General features: G+C 43.8%; 15 protein-coding genes. 3 read left to right on the forward strand and 12 right to left on the reverse strand.

The window, feature by feature from the left end; genetic code table 11:
• Nucleotides 1-25: 25 nt before the first annotated feature.
• The 7 genes from QEP08_RS12240 to QEP08_RS12270 all read right to left on the reverse strand — a co-directional run bounded on the left by QEP08_RS12240 (nucleotide 26) and on the right by QEP08_RS12270 (nucleotide 9,558).
• Nucleotides 26-955, reverse strand: coding sequence for a hydroxypyruvate isomerase family protein (locus tag QEP08_RS12240; RefSeq protein WP_285058390.1), 930 nt, complete (start codon nucleotides 953-955; stop codon nucleotides 26-28).
• 42 nt (nucleotides 956-997) lie between these two features.
• Nucleotides 998-2,020, reverse strand: coding sequence for an FAD:protein FMN transferase (locus QEP08_RS12245; protein WP_285058392.1), 1,023 nt, complete (start codon nucleotides 2,018-2,020; stop codon nucleotides 998-1,000).
• 3 nt (nucleotides 2,021-2,023) lie between these two features.
• Nucleotides 2,024-3,349 carry a Gfo/Idh/MocA family protein gene (locus QEP08_RS12250; RefSeq protein WP_285058393.1) on the reverse strand — a complete coding sequence of 442 codons (1,326 nt, stop codon included), beginning with the start codon at nucleotides 3,347-3,349 and terminating at the stop codon, nucleotides 2,024-2,026.
• Nucleotides 3,350-3,394: 45 nt separating this feature from the next.
• Nucleotides 3,395-4,354 carry a formylglycine-generating enzyme family protein gene (locus QEP08_RS12255; protein WP_285058395.1) on the reverse strand — a complete coding sequence of 320 codons (960 nt, stop codon included), beginning with the start codon at nucleotides 4,352-4,354 and terminating at the stop codon, nucleotides 3,395-3,397.
• A gap of 287 nt (nucleotides 4,355-4,641) precedes the next feature.
• Nucleotides 4,642-6,060, reverse strand: coding sequence for a chloride channel protein (locus tag QEP08_RS12260; protein ID WP_285058397.1), 1,419 nt, complete (start codon nucleotides 6,058-6,060; stop codon nucleotides 4,642-4,644).
• A gap of 137 nt (nucleotides 6,061-6,197) precedes the next feature.
• Entirely contained in the window at nucleotides 6,198-6,953 is a 756-nt protein-coding gene (locus QEP08_RS12265) for a 4-hydroxy-tetrahydrodipicolinate reductase (protein WP_285058398.1), read from the reverse strand.
• A gap of 382 nt (nucleotides 6,954-7,335) precedes the next feature.
• Nucleotides 7,336-9,558, reverse strand: coding sequence for a bifunctional alpha,alpha-trehalose-phosphate synthase (UDP-forming)/trehalose-phosphatase (locus QEP08_RS12270; protein WP_285058399.1), 2,223 nt, complete (start codon nucleotides 9,556-9,558; stop codon nucleotides 7,336-7,338).
• Nucleotides 9,559-9,801: 243 nt separating this feature from the next.
• Here QEP08_RS12270 and QEP08_RS12275 point away from each other — a divergent pair, with 243 nt between their 5' ends.
• Nucleotides 9,802-11,121, forward strand: coding sequence for a TIGR00341 family protein (locus QEP08_RS12275; protein ID WP_285058400.1), 1,320 nt, complete (start codon nucleotides 9,802-9,804; stop codon nucleotides 11,119-11,121).
• A 121-nt stretch (nucleotides 11,122-11,242) separates the two neighbouring features.
• Here the strand turns inward: QEP08_RS12275 and QEP08_RS12280 are convergent, their stop codons facing one another.
• Nucleotides 11,243-12,316 (reverse strand): mechanosensitive ion channel family protein, encoded by a 1,074-nt coding sequence (locus QEP08_RS12280; protein ID WP_285058402.1) that lies wholly within the window; start codon nucleotides 12,314-12,316, stop codon nucleotides 11,243-11,245.
• Nucleotides 12,317-12,373: 57 nt separating this feature from the next.
• On the reverse strand, nucleotides 12,374-12,943 hold the full coding sequence (infC, locus tag QEP08_RS12285; RefSeq protein WP_285058404.1) for a translation initiation factor IF-3: 570 nt from the start codon (nucleotides 12,941-12,943) through the stop codon (nucleotides 12,374-12,376).
• 151 nt (nucleotides 12,944-13,094) lie between these two features.
• Here infC and nhaA point away from each other — a divergent pair, with 151 nt between their 5' ends.
• The gene (gene nhaA / locus QEP08_RS12290; protein WP_285058405.1) at nucleotides 13,095-14,408 is read left to right on the forward strand and encodes a Na+/H+ antiporter NhaA; all 1,314 of its coding nucleotides are present in this window, start codon (nucleotides 13,095-13,097) and stop codon (nucleotides 14,406-14,408) included.
• Nucleotides 14,409-14,517: 109 nt separating this feature from the next.
• On the opposite strand, the gene QEP08_RS12295 is transcribed toward nhaA, so the two are convergent.
• The 3 genes from QEP08_RS12295 to QEP08_RS12305 all read right to left on the reverse strand — a co-directional run bounded on the left by QEP08_RS12295 (nucleotide 14,518) and on the right by QEP08_RS12305 (nucleotide 19,591).
• Nucleotides 14,518-14,688 carry a cation:proton antiporter domain-containing protein gene (locus QEP08_RS12295; protein WP_285058406.1) on the reverse strand — a complete coding sequence of 57 codons (171 nt, stop codon included), beginning with the start codon at nucleotides 14,686-14,688 and terminating at the stop codon, nucleotides 14,518-14,520.
• 105 nt (nucleotides 14,689-14,793) lie between these two features.
• Entirely contained in the window at nucleotides 14,794-16,716 is a 1,923-nt protein-coding gene (locus QEP08_RS12300; RefSeq protein ID WP_285058407.1) for an SPFH domain-containing protein, read from the reverse strand.
• A 334-nt stretch (nucleotides 16,717-17,050) separates the two neighbouring features.
• Nucleotides 17,051-19,591 carry an ATP-dependent Clp protease ATP-binding subunit gene (locus QEP08_RS12305; RefSeq protein WP_285058408.1) on the reverse strand — a complete coding sequence of 847 codons (2,541 nt, stop codon included), beginning with the start codon at nucleotides 19,589-19,591 and terminating at the stop codon, nucleotides 17,051-17,053.
• A gap of 430 nt (nucleotides 19,592-20,021) precedes the next feature.
• Between QEP08_RS12305 and ettA the strand changes: the two genes are divergently transcribed.
• A complete protein-coding gene (gene ettA / locus QEP08_RS12310) occupies nucleotides 20,022-21,698 on the forward strand; it encodes an energy-dependent translational throttle protein EttA (RefSeq protein ID WP_285058409.1) in 1,677 nt (558 codons plus the stop codon).
• Nucleotides 21,699-21,775: the final 77 nt, after the last annotated feature.

A 21,775-nucleotide genomic window follows, 5' to 3' on the forward strand; every position in this document is an offset into this window, starting at 1 on the left:
TCCATGAAGACAAACTTTTGCCTACTTATGAAAGAAAATTATCCGTTTCACGGTAAGCCTGGATCACACGCAACTCGCCTTCTTTACCCTTTAAAGAATTGCCGTGCTCCATTCCCATCACTCCTTTATAACCTTTTCCGTGAATGTGTTTAAAAAGGTTCTTATAATTAATCTCCCCTGTTGTAGGTTCTTTTCTTCCCGGGTTATCTCCTATTTGGATATAGGCAATTTCATCCCAGCACCTGTCCATATTTACGATCAGCTGGCCCTCCGTTTTCTGCATATGATAAATGTCATAAAGAATTTTGCACGAAGGACTCTGAACCGCCTTACAAACAGCATAAGTTTCATGAGTTTGCTGTAAAAACAATTCGGGTGTATCGCTCAATGTCTCAAGCACCATAACCAATCCATGAGGCTCAAAAATCTCAGCTCCCGCTCTCATGGCATCAATTACATTAGCAAACTGATTCCCGTAAGGCAAATGGCGCTCATAAAAACCAGGAACCACAGTAAGCCATTTCGCATTACACCTTTTTGCTGCCTCCACAGAGCGTTTGCAGGTATCTACAAACTTGTCTTTAAACTCTTTTTTTCCCGTAGTCAACGACACTTTCCAGTTGTCCCCGCCATCGACCACAAACACCCCCATTCTCATGCCAAGCTTTGCCAGCAAATCGCCGATCTTGGTCTGCTCTTCCGTTGACCGGCCTAGATAACCGTTGTCTTCTATAGAGCGGAAACCCTGATCATACATATACCGGATCTGGTCAAGAAAACTTTTTCCTGCACTGTTTTCAAACATCCCCTGATGCGGGGCATAATCCAGATTAAAGGTCTTTCCCGCATAGGAAGATTTTGCCGGTTCTGTAGCTGCCATCGAACCCATTGAAGATCCGGCAACCAATGCACCGGTAGCAACAAAACTATTCTTTAAAAATTCTATTCTGTTCATATCGTTATTCTGTTATTGGTTCTTTCCTTAAATATAAGTTATTTAGTTGACGATCAATTGCTTAAACCCTTTAGTAAGCGTATCTGCAATGCTTCCGTCCTTGCGGTGGTAAATAATATAAGCTTCCATATTCTTTTTTGCAGAAACAAAGGCCATTGCCTCATCAATGTTCATAGCCATGATTGCATTGTCATAACCATCAGCCGTTATAGCATCCCGGGAATAAACTGTCACGCTGATCAGGGAATTCGATAAAGGATAACCAGATTTCGGATCTATAAGATGACTTATCCTCTTTTTCCCCATTTGCAAAAATCTTCTGTAATTACCGGACGTAGTGATCGCGCCGTTATTAATTGCCAGGGTGTGCCTGATCGCCGGTTCAGCATCAGGGCTCTCCGAAGGTCCCTCAATTCCAATTCTTAAAGAAGTCCCATCCGGTTTTGGCCCTTTCATACGCAGCTCACCGCCGATCTCCACGACATAGGCCTTTATCCCTTTTAGATTCAAATGCTCTGCTACCACATCAACACTATAGCCCTGGGCAATTCCGTTCAGATCAATCTGCACACAAGGCCTTTCTTTCTTCAGAACATTACCTTTCAAACTTAAAAAGCGCATTCCTACACATTTCAGCACAGCGCTCACCATCATACTGTCCGGAAATCTTTCAACAGGCTTAACACCAAAACCCCATAGCTGAACCAGCGGTTTAACGGTTACGTCAAAGCGGCCCTGCGTGCTCCTGTAAATCTCAAACGACTTAGTCATCACATTCGCAAAATGCCTGTCTATCCTCATTCCTTTTGCCGAGGCATTAAACTGATTGATAGAAGAATATGGTTTATAAAGAGACATTGAAGAATCTATTACCATAAGAATACTATCTACCTCTCCTTTGGTAACTATGCTGTCTGTGGCAAAATACTTCACGGTATAATCAGTTCCCTGGGCATATCCATGAATGGTATACTGCCGCTGGTCTTTTTTTTCAAAAAAAACAAAGGCCAACAGCGGTACAAAAAAAGCAAATATTTTATTGACACCCGGCATTACCTGCAGCAATGCCTAGATCACTTTAGTCTTCCCGGGCGTAGGTATTGGATAGAATCCATCAGCGTCCGGCAACAATTTAGGCTTAGCATCCCATGCCAGTTTATCCGGAAACAAACTGTTATCTGCTTTTAGCGCCTCATCCCATTTGATAGTCTCTCCCGAATAAGTAGCATAGCGGCCAATAATAGAAGTAAAAGTACTCTTTGCTACGCGCTCCGCATCCCAGAACTTAAATTCGCCTTTTGCAATTGCAGCAAACAGTTCATCATGTTCTGTCTGATAAGGGTTGGCATTGCCCTTTTTATCATGGCTATAGATCTTTTGTCCTTTGTAGTCTGTCAGTTCACCACTATTGTCTGCCGACAAATAAACTTTTCCTTTTGTGCCACTAAAGGATTCGTCAACCCGGTTAGAAATCCCTTCAAAATGTCGGCACTGGCTATGGATGATACTGCCATCCGGGTAGGTAAGTTCAATGGAATGGTTGTCATAGATTTCACCATATTCTTTTCCTCTTCTCCATGCACGACTTCCCGTACCCTGAACTGACACCGGATAGGAATTTTTCACCCAGTTTGCAATATCAATATTGTGAACATGTTGCTCAGTGATATGGTCCCCGCAAAGCCAGTTGAAATAATACCAGTTTCTCATCTGATATTCCATTTCAGTCTGACCGGCCTGACGCGGCCTCACCCAAACGCCCCCACTATTCCAATAAACCTGTCCACCGGTAATATCGCCAATTGCACCGTCTTCGATACGTTTTATGGTTTCCCGGTAATTTTTCTGATATCTTCGCTGTAAGCCAACTACAACATTTAATTTCTTCTGTTTTGCCAGTGCAGCAGCCTCCAAAACCCTGCGTACTCCCGGAGAATCAACAGCTACAGGCTTCTCCATAAAAATATGTTTCCCCTGATTTACTGCCTCTTCAAAATGCATCGGCCGGAAACCCGGAGGCGTCACCAACAAAACAACATCAGCCAATGCAATCGCTTTCTTGTACGCATCAAAACCTATAAATCTACGGTCCTGCGGCACATCAACCTTATCCTTAAATTTATCTGAAAGTATTTTATAACTGGCATCCAGTCTATCCTGAAAAGCATCTGCCATAGCCACCAGCTTAAGGTTTTGCTTAGTACTCAAGGCCTGGACAGCAGCACCCGTTCCACGGTCACCGCAACCGATCAACGCGATCTTTATAGTATCATCAACAGACGAATGAGCTCCGCCACCGGCAAAAGCAACACCATTTAACATCACACCTCCCGCAACAAGGGCGGAAGCTTTCAAAAATTCGCGGCGTTTATCACGCAATTCTTCATTGTTCATTGTAATTTAGGTTTATAGTGGTTCTTATTTTGTGAGACTACAGAGTTAATAATCAGGAATTGGTTTTTTATTGTAGTATGCTTCAATATCTTCTTTCGATGGTGTCTTAACAGGCCTGACGAGTCGCAACCCAACAAAAGGCGCTTCAGGAAACCACCAGTTGCTTTTAGGCATTTGCGGATCCAGCTGTTTCCACACAGGATCAGACGCCAGCCTCGCAGCAGATCTCGAATCTTTGGCCAGATCATCATATGACCCGCCGCGTACAACCTGTGGATACAGCTTATCGGGAACCGCGACCGGGTTATCCGATACATTCCCCGCATAAAAATCAGGAATATATTGATCATAAGTCCATTCCGCAACATTTCCATAAATATCAAACAAGCCCCATGGGTTAGGCTTCTTTAAACCAACAGGATGTGTTTTTCCGCCACTGTTGTCCTTAAACCATCCATATTCGGATAGTTTGGACTCATCATCCCCGAAAAAATATTCAGTAGATGTTCCGGCCCTGCTTGCATATTCCCATTCCGCTTCCGTCGGCAAACGATAAAATACGCCGGTCCGGGCATATAACCATTTACAGTACTGAATAGCATTATAATGTGTCATGGCAAGGGCCGGCTGACCAGCCTTGCCCATCCCAAAAGTCATATCCAGATACGGCTTTGTCGGGCGGGTCACCGCATCAACATTTTCCGGAACCGGACTCACACTATGTGTTTTTTCATAATCCCTGTACAAAAAAGGTTCATAAATATCCCAGGTCACTTCATGTTTGCCCATCCAAAAAGCAGCTAACTTTACCTTATGCAATGGAAGTTCATCCTTTTTACCTTTTTTACTGCCCATAGTAAATTCCCCGGCAGGAATAGCCTGCATTTCGAAAGACAGCGTCGTTCCGTCGATCTGTTGCTTGTAGGATTCTGCCTTCGTCTGGGCATTCGCTGTTTGAGTATAAAATAATACGAGGGGAACGAACAAAGAAAATGATAGCTTCATCTATTAATATTTGGCACAAAGTATTTTAACCTAACCGATTGAATCCCTAAAATAGACGCAATAATTGACAAACCAAAATCTGCTAACAAAAAAGTCTGTATCATAAATCATAGCAACAGGCTTTTTTTATCGCTTACTCACCGCCAACTTGGCCAAGATGCAAACCCGTGCTTACTTGGCCTGACTACTATCCTCTGCTCCGTCTTGAAGAAACTGATGTAAACGACTGTGCAAATAAAAACAAGCGGTGAAAAATGATCAGCGTTTTGATAATGGATATTGACTTCTTAGTCTTTTCCATAAAGATTTGAACTTTTATGCTTTTCATCTGAACTCCGGCCTTCATTTTCTCTGGACTCTTCAGCCTCCAGATCCTTTATATACTGCACTTTAAGATGATCATAAAGCGAATGTTTGTCGATCAGCAGCGAGACCACACTAGAGATCATTCCCGCAAGGATAAGGTGAAAGATCACACTATGCCTGTTTGTCATTTCCAGCACCAGAATGGCCGAGGTAAAAGGGGATCTGGTCACTCCGGTCAAAAAACCGACCATACCAGACAGAATTAATAAATTGGTATTGGCTTCAGACAGCTGGAACCATCCGGAGACCATAGAACCGATACTGGCTCCGGAGGCCAATGCAGGAGCAAAAATTCCCCCCGATGCGCCGGTTGTAAATGACAATATGGGCCCTACAATTCTCAATATTGGGGTGTACCAATTAACGTATCTATTCTCGGAAAATAATGTAGTTTGCATGATCTCTTTGCCTGAGCCCAGAACATCGGAACTAATGAAAATGGCTATAGCGCTTAAGATTAAGGCGCAACCGCCTATATATAGAATATGATGACGAGTAAACTTAAAGCTGGACTTCCATTTTAATATCACAAGGATAATTTTGGACATTGCACTACCCAATAGCCCTGAAATAACTGCGACCAGGATCACACCAAAAAAAATATACCCTGAAAGGTTAAAAATCTTCGGATAACCCAGATACAAGTAAGGCCCAAGAATGCCCTGTGCCGCGAGTCCGGCAATAATCACTGAAGAAAAGATTGCCGTCTTAAAATAACTAAAATGTGTTTTGGTCAACTCTTCGATAGCAAACACGATTCCTCCTAGCGGTGTATTAAATGCCGCCGCAAGCCCTGCTGCCGCACCAGTGATGATCATATTCTTTTTTGCTACCTTGGGCCACCAGACAGGTAAAAGATCGTTGACTTTCTTGAAAACCGATGCTGCGATCTGTATCGTAGGACCTTCCCTGCCTATCGCAGCACCCCCGGCCGCCATAATCAAACTTGACGAAATCTTCACTAGCATCACCCTAATGCTTAACAAACGGCTCACCTGACTGTCCTTATTGGGGCCAGTAATTTGTATAGCTGCCACCACCTGAGGGATGCCGCTGCCCCTGGCATAAGGTGCATAACGAACGACAGTCCACCAGGCCAGGAGAAAGAACATCGGAGTCAATATAAATAAACCCCAGGCATGCTCATGATAAACATATCTGGTGACCGATTCCGCGAGTAAAAACAGTTTAGTATAAATAACCGCTATCAGACCAGTGATAATTGAGGCTCCCCAAAACGGTATAGCCTGTAAAATGCTATTTTTATAACCCTGATTGTTTAATCTGTCAAAGGCATTTTTAAAATAATAACGAATGCGCTGAAGAAAGTTATTTAACATAAATTAGTTTTTGGAGATTGAAACATATCGTGCCGGTATCGAATGACAGTCGTGTCCTGCATAGCAAAATTTCAGGTTCAACCGTCCCCCCTCCACAATATACATTTGAGAGCCTGGAATTCGAATAGCCATATAAATTAAAATTTGAAATAGGGTCTTAAGAGATCCTCGAAGTTATACAGTCCGAAGGGAAGTGCCGATAAGTTCGTGGCAACAAAAATTGCACCATTGCCGAATGCTTCCCTGGAAATAGATTCATGAATTAGCCGCACAGTCTGATAAGGAAACCCGAATATAAGTTCGTGCTTACCTACGATACCACCCGCCCTTACAGAATTGATCTGAGAAACCTTCAAATCAAGAGCATGGGCAATTTTTATTGCCGTCCCTGAAACACCTTCCTTTTGTTTAAAATGTTCTTCAATAATTTCAATATCAACGCCCGGTGCAATTTTTTGAAGGAATTTCGCTGCAAACAAAAGATAATTCACGCCTAAAGTAATATTAGGAGACCAGAACACGGCCGTCTGCTTTGCCAATTCATCAAGCAATTCCAATTCAACATGTCCATAATGTGAAATCGCAGATATAATCTTTATTTGTCTTTCAGCCGCAAATCTTCCGTAATTATGAATTCCCAAAGGAGAAGAAAAATCTATGATGATATCAACTGGATTCTTCTCCAGCAAATCCTGAATTTGAATATGCTCGCTCGAAAAAATCAGACCAGGCTCATCGCTCTGTATGCCTAAAAATTCCGGGACAGACCGATGTTCCAGTACAGTGGTCTTTCGAAATACCCATTCCAGCGAGAAATCTTTATTCTGCAATATCACTGAGGCAACAGCCTTTCCGGTTCTGCCAAACCCTATCAATCCTATCTTAACCTTCATCGGATATAAATTTTACTATTAGCATCAAGTTTAATGTTTAGTATGTTGAACCAGTCATATCTGAGCCAGTCAGGCGCAGATCAACAAAATAATTTTTTTCAGCTATCCATTGCAGGTTAGGCGCGATAAGGCGTCTATACTTAGGCCAGCTGAACAAAGTATGCTATATGCGGAAAGTCATGCTATGCAAATAGGTGTCCTCACTCCCCGGAAGCTGAAACCGAACCCGGCGCAGGACGGCTTTTGTTAGCCTGTCACTTGCTACCTTCCAAATTTGTGGTTTTTTAACATTAAGCCCCCGATAAGTAACAAGAACGTTGCAATCTCTCCCAGGTTCTTATAGGCAATAGACCTGCCTTAAAATTAAGAATCGATTATGGAATTAAATGTTTTCAAAGGCTTGTGAGGACGTGATAGAATCGAGCAAAGAAAACACAAGGAAAGGCGTATACAAGTTGTATTCTGCAAAAGATGCCTGATGCCCCACTTTTACCGTGTAAGCTGCTGGATTCTTTGCTAATATTTTGAACATATCTTCGTCCGTCTGGTCATCACCAATACACAAGATAAAATCATAACTGGCTGAGTCCAGTATACGCATCGCTGCCAGCCCTTTATTGACGCCCTTATTCCGTACTTCTATCACCTTGTGACCATTGAGCACATCCAGAGGCATTTGCACCGTATACTCCACCAACTCGTCATGCAAATCCTTGGCACGTCTGTTTGCCAGAAATGGATCCGCATTCCTGTAATGCCAGGCCAGGGAGAAATCCTTTTTTTCAATAAAAGAATCCGGACTCCTGAATACATAATGCTGCATGATTCTTTCTATTTTTTCTTTCCAGGTGGTTGATTCGACGAGCGCTTCGTTTGACCAATTGCACCCCGCAGGTCTATTTTTGGCGCCATGTTCAGCAATCAGACCAATGGGTAAATGACCCAGCCATTTGTCGAGCGTAACGCTGTCCCTGCCGCTAATCACATATACATCATTTCCTGGTAATGAACAGAGCGTCTCTAACAGCTGCAGCAGATCATGATCAGGAGAAGCCCTGGACGGATCTTTAGAAAAACTCACCAGCGTTCCGTCATAATCGAGCAGAAACAGCCGTTTCTGGCTTGACTTGTAATCTTCAATTAGTGCCGCCCTGGCAAAATTATCCAGAAACTTAATCTCAAATTTTAACTGCAAAGCTTTGATCTGGTCTAGCTCTCCAAAAAAATCTATAGCCCATGCATTCACATCATACTGCTGGACCAGCTGACGCATGTCGCGCATACGACAGCGCTGTTCCTCTTCCGACATTCCAAGAGCAACTGCAATTGTCTCAGCAAGCTCATCAGCATCATTCGGATTAATGAGCAGAGCTTCTTTGAGTTCTGCCGCAGCGCCGGCCATTTCACTCAACACCAGTACACCCTTCTCGTCCTTTCGGCTTGCAACGAATTCTTTAGCTACCAGATTCATACCATCACGGAGCGGCGTGATCAGAGCCAGGTCACATGTGGTATACAGTGCAGTTAACTCATTAAAGTCGAGATGGTCATACTGATAAATAACAGGCTGCCAGGAGATGTTTCCAATCGTGCTGTTCAGGTTACCAATAAACTCGTCGATCATTTTCTTTTTTTCATTGTACTTGACAATCGTATCCCGCGACGGAACCATTACCAGCACAAAAACGATGTTTCCTTTATACTCAGGATATCTCTGTAAGAACCGCTCGAAGGCGATGAGTCGGTTGTAAATCCCTTTGGTATAGTCCAGCCTGTCGACAGAAAAAATCATTTTCTTTTTACCTTTCATCTGCTGATACTTTTGCCGGAGAGAATCCACACCCGGATGATCAAACGCCCCGTTGAAAAGATCAAAATCAATACTTACTGGAAAAGCATCTACCTGCACCTGCCGGGTTCCCCATTGGATATACTGGTCATCGTGAGTCGTTTTCAGTGACATATCCACCGTTTTAAGGAAATGCGCGACATATTCTGCAGTATGAAAACCGATCAGATCCGCACCCAGCATTCCTTCAAGCAAAGCCTTTTGCCAGCGCTTTGGAATGACCCGAAACAATTCATAAGACGGAAAGGGAATATGGAGGAATAAACCTATCGTAAGGTCTGGAAATTTCTCCCTAAGCATGCCTGCCAGCGGAAGCAAATGATAATCATGGATCCATATGACATCGCCCGGCCGGATTTCTGCACATAGCGTCCTGCAGAAGGCTTTGTTAACCATCATATACGACTCGAAGAAAGACGGATCATAATCCGCAAACGAAGGAAAATAGTGAAAAAGTGGCCATAGCAATGAATTGCTAAAGCCATTGTAATACTGTTCATATTCTTGTTCACCTGGAAACACAGGAAGAAAATGGTATTCAGACTGCCCGCTATCAACCATATCCCAATCTTCGGTGCTTACGCCGGGCACCCCGGCCCAGATTCGTTCGAAAAACACTTCTTTTCCTTCACCGTTCAGGTAGGCATTGACTGCTGAGATCAGTCCGCCGGAAGATTGCCGGCTTTCAAATCCATAGTCCTTTTTCTCTATGGTCAGGGGTAATCGGTTGGAAACTATGAGTAATCTTTTCTGCATAATCAATTGGTTTTAAGATGTAATTCCGCCAAGTGAAATAATAAAATAAATCCCTATGCTGCCGGACTGCCTGATAGAATCCCTTAAAAGGAAAAGGCAAAATAATAATCGCTGGATCAGCGAATGAGTTGCAAAGGTACAAATTTTATTTTTAGTTCATCAGATGGTCTGCCCGCCCCTTCTATGTCATTAACAACTGCTTTAGCCTGAACTGGATTTACATTCAAATTCCTATCTTGCAAAATGAACGAGATTTATTTAGCGATCAGGCGCTTTTTACATTACCGCTTCAGTCTTCACGAAGACAATGCTGAAGAAAGCGATACGATTGAATCCATCAGAAAAAATGTGGAGTTTAAGGGCGCAAATCTCTGGACGCTGATCTTTGCCATTTTTATCGCATCAATCGGCCTGAATGTAAATTCCACAGCGGTAATCATCGGCGCCATGCTCATATCTCCACTGATGGGACCAATTATGGGCGTAGGTCTGGGTATTGGTATCAATGACATTGAACTGGTCAAAAAAGCAGTACGGAATCTGGCCATCGCAACTGTCATCAGTGTAATCACTTCTACAATATATTTCTGGATTACGCCGCTACATGACGCATCTTCTGAGCTCCTGGCCCGAACCTCTCCATCCATCTGGGATGTATTTATTGCCGGGTTTGGCGGACTTGCCGGAATTATCGCTGTCACCAGGAAAGAAAAAAGCAATGCTATTCCGGGTGTGGCTATCGCAACTGCCTTAATGCCTCCGTTGTGCACGGCAGGTTATGGCCTGGCATCAGGAAATATCTATTTTTTTATAGGCGCCATTTATCTGTATTTTATCAACAGTATTTTTATTTGCGTGGCTACTTACTTAATTGTCCGCTATCTCAAATTCCATAAAAAAGAATTTGAAGATAAAGCCTATGAAAAGAGGGTGCGCCGATATATATTAATTATTGTGCTCATCACAGCAGCGCCAAGCGTATATCTGGCCTACAGAATAGTAGACCGCAGTATCTTTGAAAATAATGCACGTGCATTCATCGATAAAGAATTGATCTATACCAATACCCAGGTCATTACCAGAAATTATAGATACAGCAGAAAGGGCAACCAGATAGACCTTTTGCTGTTGGGCAAAGAACTCACCGCCCTGCAAATCGACAGCCTCAGAAAAAAACTCCCGGCCTATAAGCTTGAAAAAACCAAGCTCAATATCCGGCAGGGGTTGAATGCAAAAAATGAACTGGATTTTTCACAGATCAAGGCCAGCATCCTGGAAGCGGTATATAAAAAAGATTCGACAGCTAAGGGTGATGCCTACCAGGATATCAATATGCCAATACCTGATCTGAGCAATGAACTAAAATCCTTGTATCCAGATCTTGCAAATTACAGCATCAATAACATTGAAATAAAGCACCTCGACACCAACAAGCGGGATACCGTTACGCTTGCATTTCTAAACTTTAGCAAACCGATGTCTGACGCAGAGAAAGTAAAGCTACAGCGGTGGCTAAAAAGTCGTTTGAAACCGGATTCCTTAAAGCTAATATTTGACAATTAACAACTTACCGGTTAAAATCACTGTATTTAATGTCAGGGGAACTTGCTCCCGAAACCTGACTATTAGCCAAGTGTATGAATGAGATTTTAAATAGCTCGCTTCAGTGCTGAATACAGCTAATTCATCTGGTGTTTTCAACCGCTACCGGCTGCTGCCCAATGAGAAGTGTCTGCGTTGGATAAGCAAAATCTATCCCGCGTTTCTCAAAAGCTGTAAATATCTCCAGATATACCGCCTGCTGATTGTCCATATATACTGTATAGTCCGGATCCAATACAAAATACACAAATTCAAAATTCAGACTAAAGTCACCGTAGCCTGAGAAGTGGCCCCGGTCAAACTGAAGTTGTGGCCTGGAACTGATGATGTGCTTTACCAACCCGGGAATTTCGGCAAGCTGATCACCACTGGTCTGATAGGTTACTCCCAAAGAAAACACGATTCTCCGCCGCTCCATCCTTTTGAAATTATGAAGCCTGGAGTTGGTCAGATCGGTATTAGAGCAAACCAACTGTTCTCCGCTTAGTGTCCGAATCCGTGTGGTTTTAATGCCAATGTATTCGATCGTCCCATTTTTGTCTCCTATAACCACGAAATCGCCGATTTCAAAAGGTCGGTCAAAAAAGATTACGAAATAACTGAAAAGATCCCCTAACACAGCTTGCGCAGCCAGAGCAATGGCAATACCACCGACGCCCAAGCCGGCAATCAGCGTGGTGACATTATACCCAAGATTATCGATCAAAAAAATTATTCCCAGAATCCATATCAGTACATTGGTAATAACTATTAACCCGCCCGCCTGTTTCTCCTTGTCCTGACTGTTCTCCTCACGCCGGATAAATGAGTAAACGAACTTCCGAAATGCAGAGCTGATCATTTTTAGCACAAAAAAAGTAATTCCAATCAGGTAAGCAACATGCAAAATGTTTTCTAATTTCTCAGCCAGTATAAGCGTTTTCATGCCGAAATAAAACGAACTGATATAAAGCAAAGGCACCAAAGAATTTTCCGCCAACCCTACTACAAAATCATCCCAATTGGTGTGTGTACGTTGTGTCCATAATCTTAGACGCCGGATCACTACAGATTTAAAAAGCTTAACGGTCAGGCTAAGCCCCAGCACAATTGCCAGGAATATCAGCCACTGATAGACTGTATTGGACCAAAGTGTTTGATCTAAAATATGTTTCATATATTAATTTATGTAATGAAAAGAAGCGGGCGAAAACCCGCCTATGATTGGATAGAATTACTTCTTCGCCGTTTTCGGCGCCAAGGTTAAAAACATGCGCTTACCCTCCAGTTTAGGAAGGAGCTCCACTTTACCCTGCTCTTCGAGAGCCTGGGCAAATTTGAGCAAAAGAATTTCACCCCTGTCCTTATACAAAATAGACCGGCCTTTAAAATGTACAAAAGCCCTTACTTTTTCCCCGTTTTCCAGGAAAGAAGAAGCATGTTTAAGCTTAAAATCGAAGTCATGATCATCGGTGTTGGACCCAAACCGGATATCCTTAATTACCGTTTGCTTGGCGTTTGCCTTGATCTCTTTCTGCTTTTTTTTCTGTTCATAAAGAAATTTGCTGTAGTCGATGATCCGACATACTGGCGGGATAGCTTTGGGAGCAATTTCCACCAGATCAAGCGACTGTGCGTCGGCCAGCTCCAGGGCCTTTGTTAGCGGGTAGATTCCCGGCTCAATGTCGTCTCCGGTCAAACGCACTTCGCTGGAGGTAATGAAGTGGTTTATTTTGTGTTCCGGTTCTTTCTTTTTGAAGGGCAAGCGTGGCCCTCTGTTAAATCCTGCTTTTTTTAATGCCAAATTTTAAAATTTTAAGTTAAACAATGTGTGCCTTTATTTGGCACTTGCCTTAAGATAGTTTTTTAGCGGCAGTAAGACGGAATAAAATTAGTTTGATGACATTATACTTAGATTACCTTATTTTTACGGCCTCACCACTCGCACGTACTTTATGAACTACAAATCTCCCATTGAAAAGATTATAGCCCCGGTAAGTAGGTTCATCCATCTGGAATATACCAGTGGAATCGTATTGCTGATCAGTGTAGTTGTCGCCATTATCTGGGCCAACTCTGCCTGGCATGAAACCTATCACCATATTTGGGAAATCAATTTTTCCGTTGGTTTTGATACTCATAAACTCAGTCAGCCACTCCATATCTGGATCAATGACGGGCTCATGGCCATTTTCTTTTTCGTAATCGGACTGGAACTGAAAAGGGAATTTATGGATGGCGAGCTTTCCTCCTTCAGGAAAGCACTGCTGCCCATGAGCGCGGCTCTTGGGGGAATGCTGGTCCCTGCACTGATTTATTTCTCCATTAACCATGGGACGGAGGCCGATCATGGCTGGGGGATTCCCATGGCAACTGACATCGCCTTTGCGCTGGCACTGCTGTCCATGGCCGGGAAACACATTCCATCCTCGGTCAAAGTATTCCTTTCCGCGCTTGCTGTGGCAGATGATCTGGGTGCAGTACTGGTGATCGCATTTTTCTATACTTCCGGTGTCAATTTCACCGCCCTTGGGATCGGGGGAATTTTCCTCGCAGTATTAATAATCGGCAATAGAATGGGCATCAGAGGCAGTCTATTTTACCTGTTCATCGGCATTGCCGTGTGGATGGGGTTTCTACTTTCAGGCGTACATGCCACCATCGCAGGCGTACTTGTCGCCTTTACCATTCCTGCCGTCACTAAAATTGATGAGGTGGTCTATTCCGATAACCTGAAAAAGTTAACCCACGAATTTGAACGAGAAATCCCGGGCAATAGCACCCTGACGACCCCTGAGCAACATAAAACAATTCAACATGTTAAAAACCTGAGCCTGGCCGCTGAAACTCCACTACAAAAAATTGAACATGCACTCCATCCCTGGGTTGCATTTGGCATTATGCCACTTTTTGCCCTGGCCAATTCAGGCATTGTCATCGGTGCCGATTTTTTGACATCGGTAATTAATCCAGTTTCAATCGGTGTAACATTGGGTCTTGTGGCAGGTAAACTTATAGGAATCTTGTTTTTTACCTGGCTGATGGTGAAAACAGGCATGGGTATGTTGCCTCAAGGGGCAAACTGGCGGCACATTACGGGGGTTGCCCTGCTTGGGGGAATTGGTTTTACCATGTCGCTTTTCATTAGTGGCCTGGCATTCAAAAACCCCGAATTTGTGGATCAGGCCAAATATGGCATTCTAATCGCATCGGTAATCGCGGGAATACTGGGCAGCATTGTGCTAAGATCAGTGCCTAAGTCTAGCTGATTATTTCCCTGATCTTCACGCATCCTTATTGTATTCATTACTGCGGTAAAATTAAGGTTCCAAATTGAAACCCAGCTATAAATAAAGTTGCGGCATGTGGCAAGAACATCTAGACTTTCAATTTTTTGGCTAATTTCCCAATGGTCATTCCCTGTACTAAAATCGAAAAGATCACCACGATATAAGTGATCAGGACAAACTCATCCCGGTACATCGCGGGGCTTAACGACAAAGCTAGCGCAACAGATATACCGCCTCTGAGTCCTCCCCAGGTCAGCATTGTGACCGCATGCCGCTCTAATTTTTATGTTAACAAGCTTTAAAGAACATGGTCAGTGAATCCCGGTTCCGATTCGTGATCCACTGACCAATATCTTATTTATATCTATTTTTCTACATTAACAGTAGTCACTTCTTTAACCTCCCTTCGCTCAGGATCCATTAATTCCATCAGCCTGATACCCAGCAAACCGTCCATGGCTGAACCTCCACTACCACCCACAAGCACATCAGGAATTAACTTAACATTTCCTTTAGACAACTCTTCGGTAATTTTATACCGGGTAAAGTTCTCTCCGCCCATGGCCTTAACGGCAAGCTCATAGGCCTCAGCAGTTGATTTACCCACCGCTAAAATCTTACCCGCCTCAGCGCTGCCCGTTAGCGAAATCATTTCTGCCTCCGCAGATGCCCTTAGCTTAATGGCTTCTGAATCTGCATGCGCCCTTGCCTTTGTGGCTTCCGCCTCTGCGTGAGCTCTCATTTTAGTTGCTTCAGCTTCCGCTCCTACCGCAAGTTTAACACCAGCAGCATCACCCTCAGACTTTTTAACCGTAGCACTCGCCGTACGTTCCGCAATCTCCACACTTTGCTGCGCTTTAACCATGTCCTTTTGCATATCGGCGATGGCCGTTTCCTTCTCCATTCCCTGGCGTGTCTCCTGCGCCTGTTTCTGCGTATTGTAAGTAACTTTCTGCTCCTCGGCAATTTTACGGTCCGTCAACGTTTTCATCAGCGATTCAGGCGGGACAATATCTCCAATCAAAGTATCCACCGCATTCACGTTGTACTCATCAAGTACCTTGCGGATGTGTTCTTTTGCAGATTCCTGACGCTCCTTGCGTGTGCTCAGGAAAGCAATTACATCACTATCCTGTGCCGAGTTACGGAAGTAATTACCAATAGTGGGTTCCAGTACCTGCGACACCAGGTTTACCATATTGCCAAAACGCGCAATTACCTTTGGCGCTTCAGTTGTCGGAACGTGAATGATCTGTGAGACATCCAGATTGAAGGGAAAACCATCTTTAGACCTTACCGTGATCGTGCATAAGTTCTTATCCAGATTATGTGCCTCACTGCGGGCAGATGCCCAGTTCAAAACCAGATTCGTAGTCGGCACCGGTTCCACTTTCATCACATACTTGTTGATGGGATACTTTCCCGGGCCCAGCGGCTCAAGCCAAACCCCTTTTGAACCTTTTGCTACAATGTTGCCATGTTTAAAATCAGCCCCGGTTAGGTCATTCCCTTCATTTCCAATATAAGAAATCACAACACCTACATATCCAATGGCAATTTCTGTCATGGGAATCTGTTCCAGCTGGATCGCCCACGGATTAAGATTGTAAGAACCAGCCAATACCACCTGCGGCTGCAAGCCACGGTTGCCGCCCTTATTGATAAACTCATCAAAATCCTGAAAGTTATTATGCCCTTCAATCAGTTTACCCGCAATCTGGTCCCTCTCTATCGGTAAGCCGTCCAAAGTCGTTACAATTCCGACCATGCTTTCCTGAATCCTGACCATGTCGGTTACAGAGACCTGAAACAGCAACGTGTTGATCCGGTACGAACCGGACGTAATGTAGCACGTTTGCCTGCCCCGCTGACCGCCGCTTTCCAGAAATTTCACCGCATCCTGAAAGTTATCACATTCTACTTTATGTCCCAGGATGTTACCCGTTGGAATTTCAGCACCGTCTTTTGCCATGATCAAACCGATCTTACCCTCAGGGATTATGGTAAATTCCTCCATGGTCACAGTATACTGCCAAAACCACATCCCAAAATACAGCCCTGGTGCCAGTGTCTTTCCCTGAAAGCCCGGTTCCCCTTTAATGGCAATGATCCTCCCGTCGGGCAACTCTTTGCCCGGCCCGTACAAGACAAATTTTTTGGTCACCAGTCCGATCCTGTCCTCAGGAACGACAACCATCCCAAAGAAAAACCGTAAAATATATCTGTTTAAAACTGCACACATCAGTGCCACCACCACCCACCAGTAATTTAAAATGAGCGCTTCCATAGTCATATATTTATACCTTTTATCGCCTGAAAAACCATTTGTCAGGCGCGATATCGAGGTCAAATTAAATGCTTAGTTTGATCATTTTCTAGTAATTTTCAATATATATTTTTATCGATTTTAAGGCCTCAAAGGCAATTCAGGGGCGATTATCGTAAAAATTCCACCTGCACTTGACCATTCCGGAAATCGCTGATTAGAACGCCTAAAACAACTAAAATTTGCATTTTCCAGGTATCAATAACTAAAAGAGAATTTTAAACTGGCTGCACCAAAAAAAAAGCTCCCGCGATGTGATATCGCGGGAGCCTCTATTTAATTTAGGAAACCTATATTATTCTATGCTTCCTTCTTCTTTCTTCTTTTTCTTGCCGGGACTTCTGTTATCCACTACGATCTTATCACCTTCCTTATCGTAATCGATTTCCAGGATATCGCCATCATGGATTTCCCCTTTCAGGATCTCCTCTGCAATCGGATCCTCCAGATATTTCTGGATCGCACGTTTTAGCGGTCTCGCACCAAAGTTTGAATCAAAACCTTTTTCAGCAATAAAATCTTTCGCATTGTCAGTCAGTTTCACCTCATAACCCAGGTTATGAACACGGCCAAACAGAGATTTCAACTCGATGTCAATGATTTTGAAGATATCCTCTTTACCCAAAGAATTAAATACAACCACATCATCCACACGGTTCAGGAACTCAGGAGCAAAAGCACGTTTTAAAGCACTTTCTATAACACCTCTCGAATGCGTATCCACCTGGTTTACTTTCGCAGTAGTAGAAAAGCCCACACCCTGACCAAAGTCCTTCAACTGGCGTGCACCAATGTTAGAAGTCATGATGATGATGGTATTTCTAAAGTCTACCTTACGGCCCAAACTATCTGTCAGCTGTCCTTCGTCCAATACCTGGAGCAAAATATTAAAAACATCCGGATGGGCTTTCTCAATCTCATCCAGCAGGATTACAGCATAAGGCTTACGGCGGACTTTCTCGGTAAGCTGACCGCCTTCCTCGTAACCCACATATCCCGGAGGCGCACCTACCAGACGTGATACCGCAAATTTCTCCATGTATTCACTCATGTCAATCTGGATCAGCGAATCATCACTGTCAAACATAAAGCGTGCAAGTTCTTTCGCAAGCTCTGTCTTACCTACACCTGTCGGGCCTAAGAAAATAAATGACCCGATTGGCTTTTTAGGATCTTTCAATCCGGCCCTGGTACGCTGAATGGCTTTTGTCAGCTTTTTAATCGCATCGTCCTGACCAATAATCTTTTTACCAACCGTTTCGTACATATTCAGCAGCTTCACGCTATCCGTTTGTCCAACACGCTGTAACGGGATGCCAGTCATCATAGACACCACCTCTGCCACGTTATCTTCAGTTACCGTATAACGTTTTGTTTTAGTATCACTTTCCCATTCCGATTTCGCACGGTCAAGTTCCTCCAGCAGATTCTTTTCAGTATCCCTCAGTTTAGCAGCCTCTTCATATTTCTGGCTTTTTACCACCTTATTTTTTTCGAGCTTGATCTCTTCGATCTTACTCTCGATATCAATGATATTCTGAGGAACATGAATATTGGTCAGATGGACCCTCGAGCCCGCCTCATCCAAAGCATCTATCGCCTTATCAGGCAAAAACCTATCGGTAATGTACCTTGCTGTCAATGCAACACACGCATTGATCGCTTCATCCGTATAAGTTACACCATGATGGTCCTCATACTTCTCTTTGATGCGATTTAGTATTTCAATTGTCTCGTCAGGAGTAGCCGGCTCAATCATTACTTTCTGGAAACGACGGTCCAAAGCGCCATCCTTTTCAATATACTGACGGTACTCATCCAAAGTAGTCGCACCGATACATTGTATCTCACCTCTCGCTAAGGCCGGTTTAAACATATTTGAAGCATCCAGAGAACCTGAGGCACCACCGGCACCAACAATAGTATGGATCTCATCAATGAACAGGATCACATCAGTTGATTTTTCCAGCTCGTTCATCACCGCTTTCATACGTTCCTCAAACTGTCCGCGATATTTTGTTCCAGCTACCAATGAAGCAAGATCCAAAGTAACCACGCGTTTATTAAACAACACCCTGGAAACCTGACGCTTCACAATACGCAGTGCCAGACCTTCCGCAATAGCAGACTTACCAACACCCGGCTCACCAATTAAGATCGGATTGTTTTTCTTACGGCGCGACAAGATCTGGGACACACGTTCAATTTCTTTCTCACGGCCTACGATCGGATCAAGTCTTCCTTCCTCGGCAGCCTTAGTGAGGTCCCTTCCAAAATTATCCAGAACCGGAGTCTTGGATTTAATGTCAGAAACTTTTTTAGGACTACTGAAGCTTTCCTCCTCACGGTAATCGTCGTCACCGCCGGTAGAAGCACTATTTTGAACATCATCTCTGAATCCGTTCTTGTTCACCTCAACTTCCTGTTTGAAAATCTCATAATTTACACTGTACTGCAACAAAATCTGCGACGCAATATTATCGTCATCACGCAAGATAGAAAGCAGCAGATGCTCCGTTCCTATCAGATCGCTTTTGAAGATTTTAGCTTCCAGGTAAGTTATCTTTAATACTTTTTCGGCTTGTTTAGTCAACGGAATATTACCCAGATTTACTGTAACACTTGAGGTTCCCCTAACAGAATCCTCTATCGAGCGTCTAAGTTTTGAAGTATCAACCCCTAATGATTTTAATATCTTGATAGCCATGCCATCGCCTTCGCGAATGAGGCCCAGCAATAGATGTTCCGCGCCTATGTAATCGTGACCTAGTCTCAGGGCTTCTTCCCTGCTGAATGAGATCACATCTTTGACCTGTGGAGAAAATTTAGCTTCCATATATAACCTTTCTAAATCCGGAATGCTCTAAACTAAAAAATTTGTTTAACAAAAGCATTCCCGGCTTTTTTTATTTTATCAACAATTACGCCAGTGGGCATTAAATGGATGTTGCTACTGCCGTTATTTCACAAATGTTACTAATCTTTGACCTATAATTTATCACTTAATTATCAACAGTTCAACATTGCTCAATACTCCGGAAAGGCTTTTTTAATGGTTTTAAGCATAATTAGATCCCTTTGTCGTATAAATGTAATGATTTTTATGCAATTATATTACTGTCAAAACCGGAAGTTATTAACCAAAAAACTATCAAAATGGCAGACTTTTGCCACGCGATGAGTGCAACTGCTATACCTTTATTATCTTTGCATCCAGATAAGCGACAGCATTGCAATAATACCCTATCGGTAACATATATATAAACATGGACGAAAAAATAATATTTTCAATGGCGGGCGTAAATAAGATTTACCCACCTCAGAAGCAAGTTTTAAAGAACATATACCTATCCTTTTTCTACGGCGCAAAAATTGGCGTTATCGGTCTCAACGGCTCCGGAAAATCATCCGTCTTAAAAATCATCGCCGGAATCGACAAAGCCTTCCAGGGTGAAGTGGTATTCTCCCCCGGCTATACAGTAGGCTATCTTGCCCAGGAACCAGAACTGGACAATGAAAAAACCGTTAGGGAAGTCGTAGAAGAAGGAGTCGCAGAAATTACTGCGATCCTTAAAGAATACGAAGAAGTCAATGAAGCATTCGGTCTGGAAGAAAACTATTCCGATGCAGATAAAATGGATAAACTCATGGCCCGACAGGGCGAGCTGCAGGACAAAATTGATGCAGTTAACGCCTGGGAATTAGACGCCAAACTGGAGCGTGCAATGGATGCCCTGCGCTGCCCTGATCCCGATACCAAAATCGGTGTATTGTCAGGTGGCGAACGCCGCAGAGTTGCTATGTGCCGTTTACTGTTGCAGGAGCCAGATGTATTGCTGTTGGATGAACCTACCAATCACCTTGACGCAGAGAGCATCGACTGGCTGGAACAATTCCTGAAAGAATATAAAGGTACAGTGATCGCGGTTACCCACGACAGGTACTTCCTCGATAACGTAGCCGGATGGATCCTTGAACTGGACAGAGGCGAAGGCATTCCATGGAAAGGAAACTATTCTTCCTGGTTAGACCAGAAAGCCAAACGCCTCGCACAGGAAGAAAAAACAGAAAGCAAGCGCCAGAAAACGCTAGAACGTGAGCTTGAATGGGTACGTATGGCCCCAAAAGCACGACATGCCAAATCCAAAGCGCGATTATCCAACTATGACAAACTGGCCTCAGAAGACGGCAAAGAAAGAGAAGACAAACTGGAGTTGTTCATTCCTGCCGGGCCAAGACTGGGGAATGTAGTTATCGAAGCCAGCAATGTCACCAAGGCATACGGCGACAAAATCCTGTTCGAAAACCTGAGCTTCTCACTGCCACCCGCAGGGATAGTAGGGATTATCGGGCCAAACGGTGCCGGCAAGACTACTCTCTTCAGGCTGATCACAGAACAGGAAACTCCCGATGCCGGCACCTTCCGTGTGGGCGAGACTGTTGCATTGGGCTATGTTGACCAGATGCACAATGACCTTGACCCCGCAAAAACGGTATACGAAAATATCACCGATGGTTTAGACAATATCCAGCTCGGCAATAAAGCCGTAAACGGGCGGGCCTATGTCTCCAAATTCAACTTCAATGGCGGCGACCAGCAAAAAAAGGTAGGTGTCTTATCAGGCGGAGAACGCAACCGCGTACACCTGGCCATTACCCTGAAAAAAGGAGCCAATGTACTGCTGCTCGATGAGCCGACAAATGACATCGACGTAAACACACTCAGGGCACTGGAAGAAGCACTGGAAAACTTTGGTGGCTGTGCCGTGGTCATCAGTCACGACCGCTGGTTCCTGGACCGGATCTGTACACACATCCTGGCTTTCGAAGGCAATTCCCAGGTCTACTTCTTCGAAGGAAATTACAGCGATTACGAAGAAAACCGCAAAAAACGCCTTGGCGATGTAACGCCGCACAGGATCAAATACAAAAAGCTGGTTTAAACACCAGATTTAATATACCCGCTTATGCAATTTGCCAAGGCGGTGCAAAAAAGGCCCGTGTTGTCTCGCAACACTGG

The sequence above is a fragment of the Pedobacter ginsengisoli genome (assembly GCF_030244015.1).
Taxonomy (GTDB): domain Bacteria; phylum Bacteroidota; class Bacteroidia; order Sphingobacteriales; family Sphingobacteriaceae; genus Pedobacter; species Pedobacter ginsengisoli.

What these genes read in the sequence shown, in the direction of transcription:
- QEP08_RS12250 (WP_285058393.1), bottom strand. Translation starts at nt 3,349, where the DNA reads ATGAACAATGAAGAATTGCGTGATAAACGCCGCGAATTTTTGAAAGCT.
- ettA (WP_285058409.1), top strand. Translation starts at nt 20,022, where the DNA reads ATGGACGAAAAAATAATATTTTCAATGGCGGGCGTAAATAAGATTTAC.
- QEP08_RS12275 (WP_285058400.1), top strand. Translation starts at nt 9,802, where the DNA reads ATGAACGAGATTTATTTAGCGATCAGGCGCTTTTTACATTACCGCTTC.
- QEP08_RS12265 (WP_285058398.1), bottom strand. Translation starts at nt 6,953, where the DNA reads ATGAAGGTTAAGATAGGATTGATAGGGTTTGGCAGAACCGGAAAGGCT.
- QEP08_RS12295 (WP_285058406.1), bottom strand. Translation starts at nt 14,688, where the DNA reads ATGCTGACCTGGGGAGGACTCAGAGGCGGTATATCTGTTGCGCTAGCT.
- QEP08_RS12240 (WP_285058390.1), bottom strand. Translation starts at nt 955, where the DNA reads ATGAACAGAATAGAATTTTTAAAGAATAGTTTTGTTGCTACCGGTGCA.
- QEP08_RS12280 (WP_285058402.1), bottom strand. Translation starts at nt 12,316, where the DNA reads ATGAAACATATTTTAGATCAAACACTTTGGTCCAATACAGTCTATCAG.
- QEP08_RS12260 (WP_285058397.1), bottom strand. Translation starts at nt 6,060, where the DNA reads ATGTTAAATAACTTTCTTCAGCGCATTCGTTATTATTTTAAAAATGCC.
- QEP08_RS12255 (WP_285058395.1), bottom strand. Translation starts at nt 4,354, where the DNA reads ATGAAGCTATCATTTTCTTTGTTCGTTCCCCTCGTATTATTTTATACT.
- QEP08_RS12300 (WP_285058407.1), bottom strand. Translation starts at nt 16,716, where the DNA reads ATGGAAGCGCTCATTTTAAATTACTGGTGGGTGGTGGTGGCACTGATG.
- nhaA (WP_285058405.1), top strand. Translation starts at nt 13,095, where the DNA reads ATGAACTACAAATCTCCCATTGAAAAGATTATAGCCCCGGTAAGTAGG.
- QEP08_RS12305 (WP_285058408.1), bottom strand. Translation starts at nt 19,591, where the DNA reads ATGGAAGCTAAATTTTCTCCACAGGTCAAAGATGTGATCTCATTCAGC.
- QEP08_RS12270 (WP_285058399.1), bottom strand. Translation starts at nt 9,558, where the DNA reads ATGCAGAAAAGATTACTCATAGTTTCCAACCGATTACCCCTGACCATA.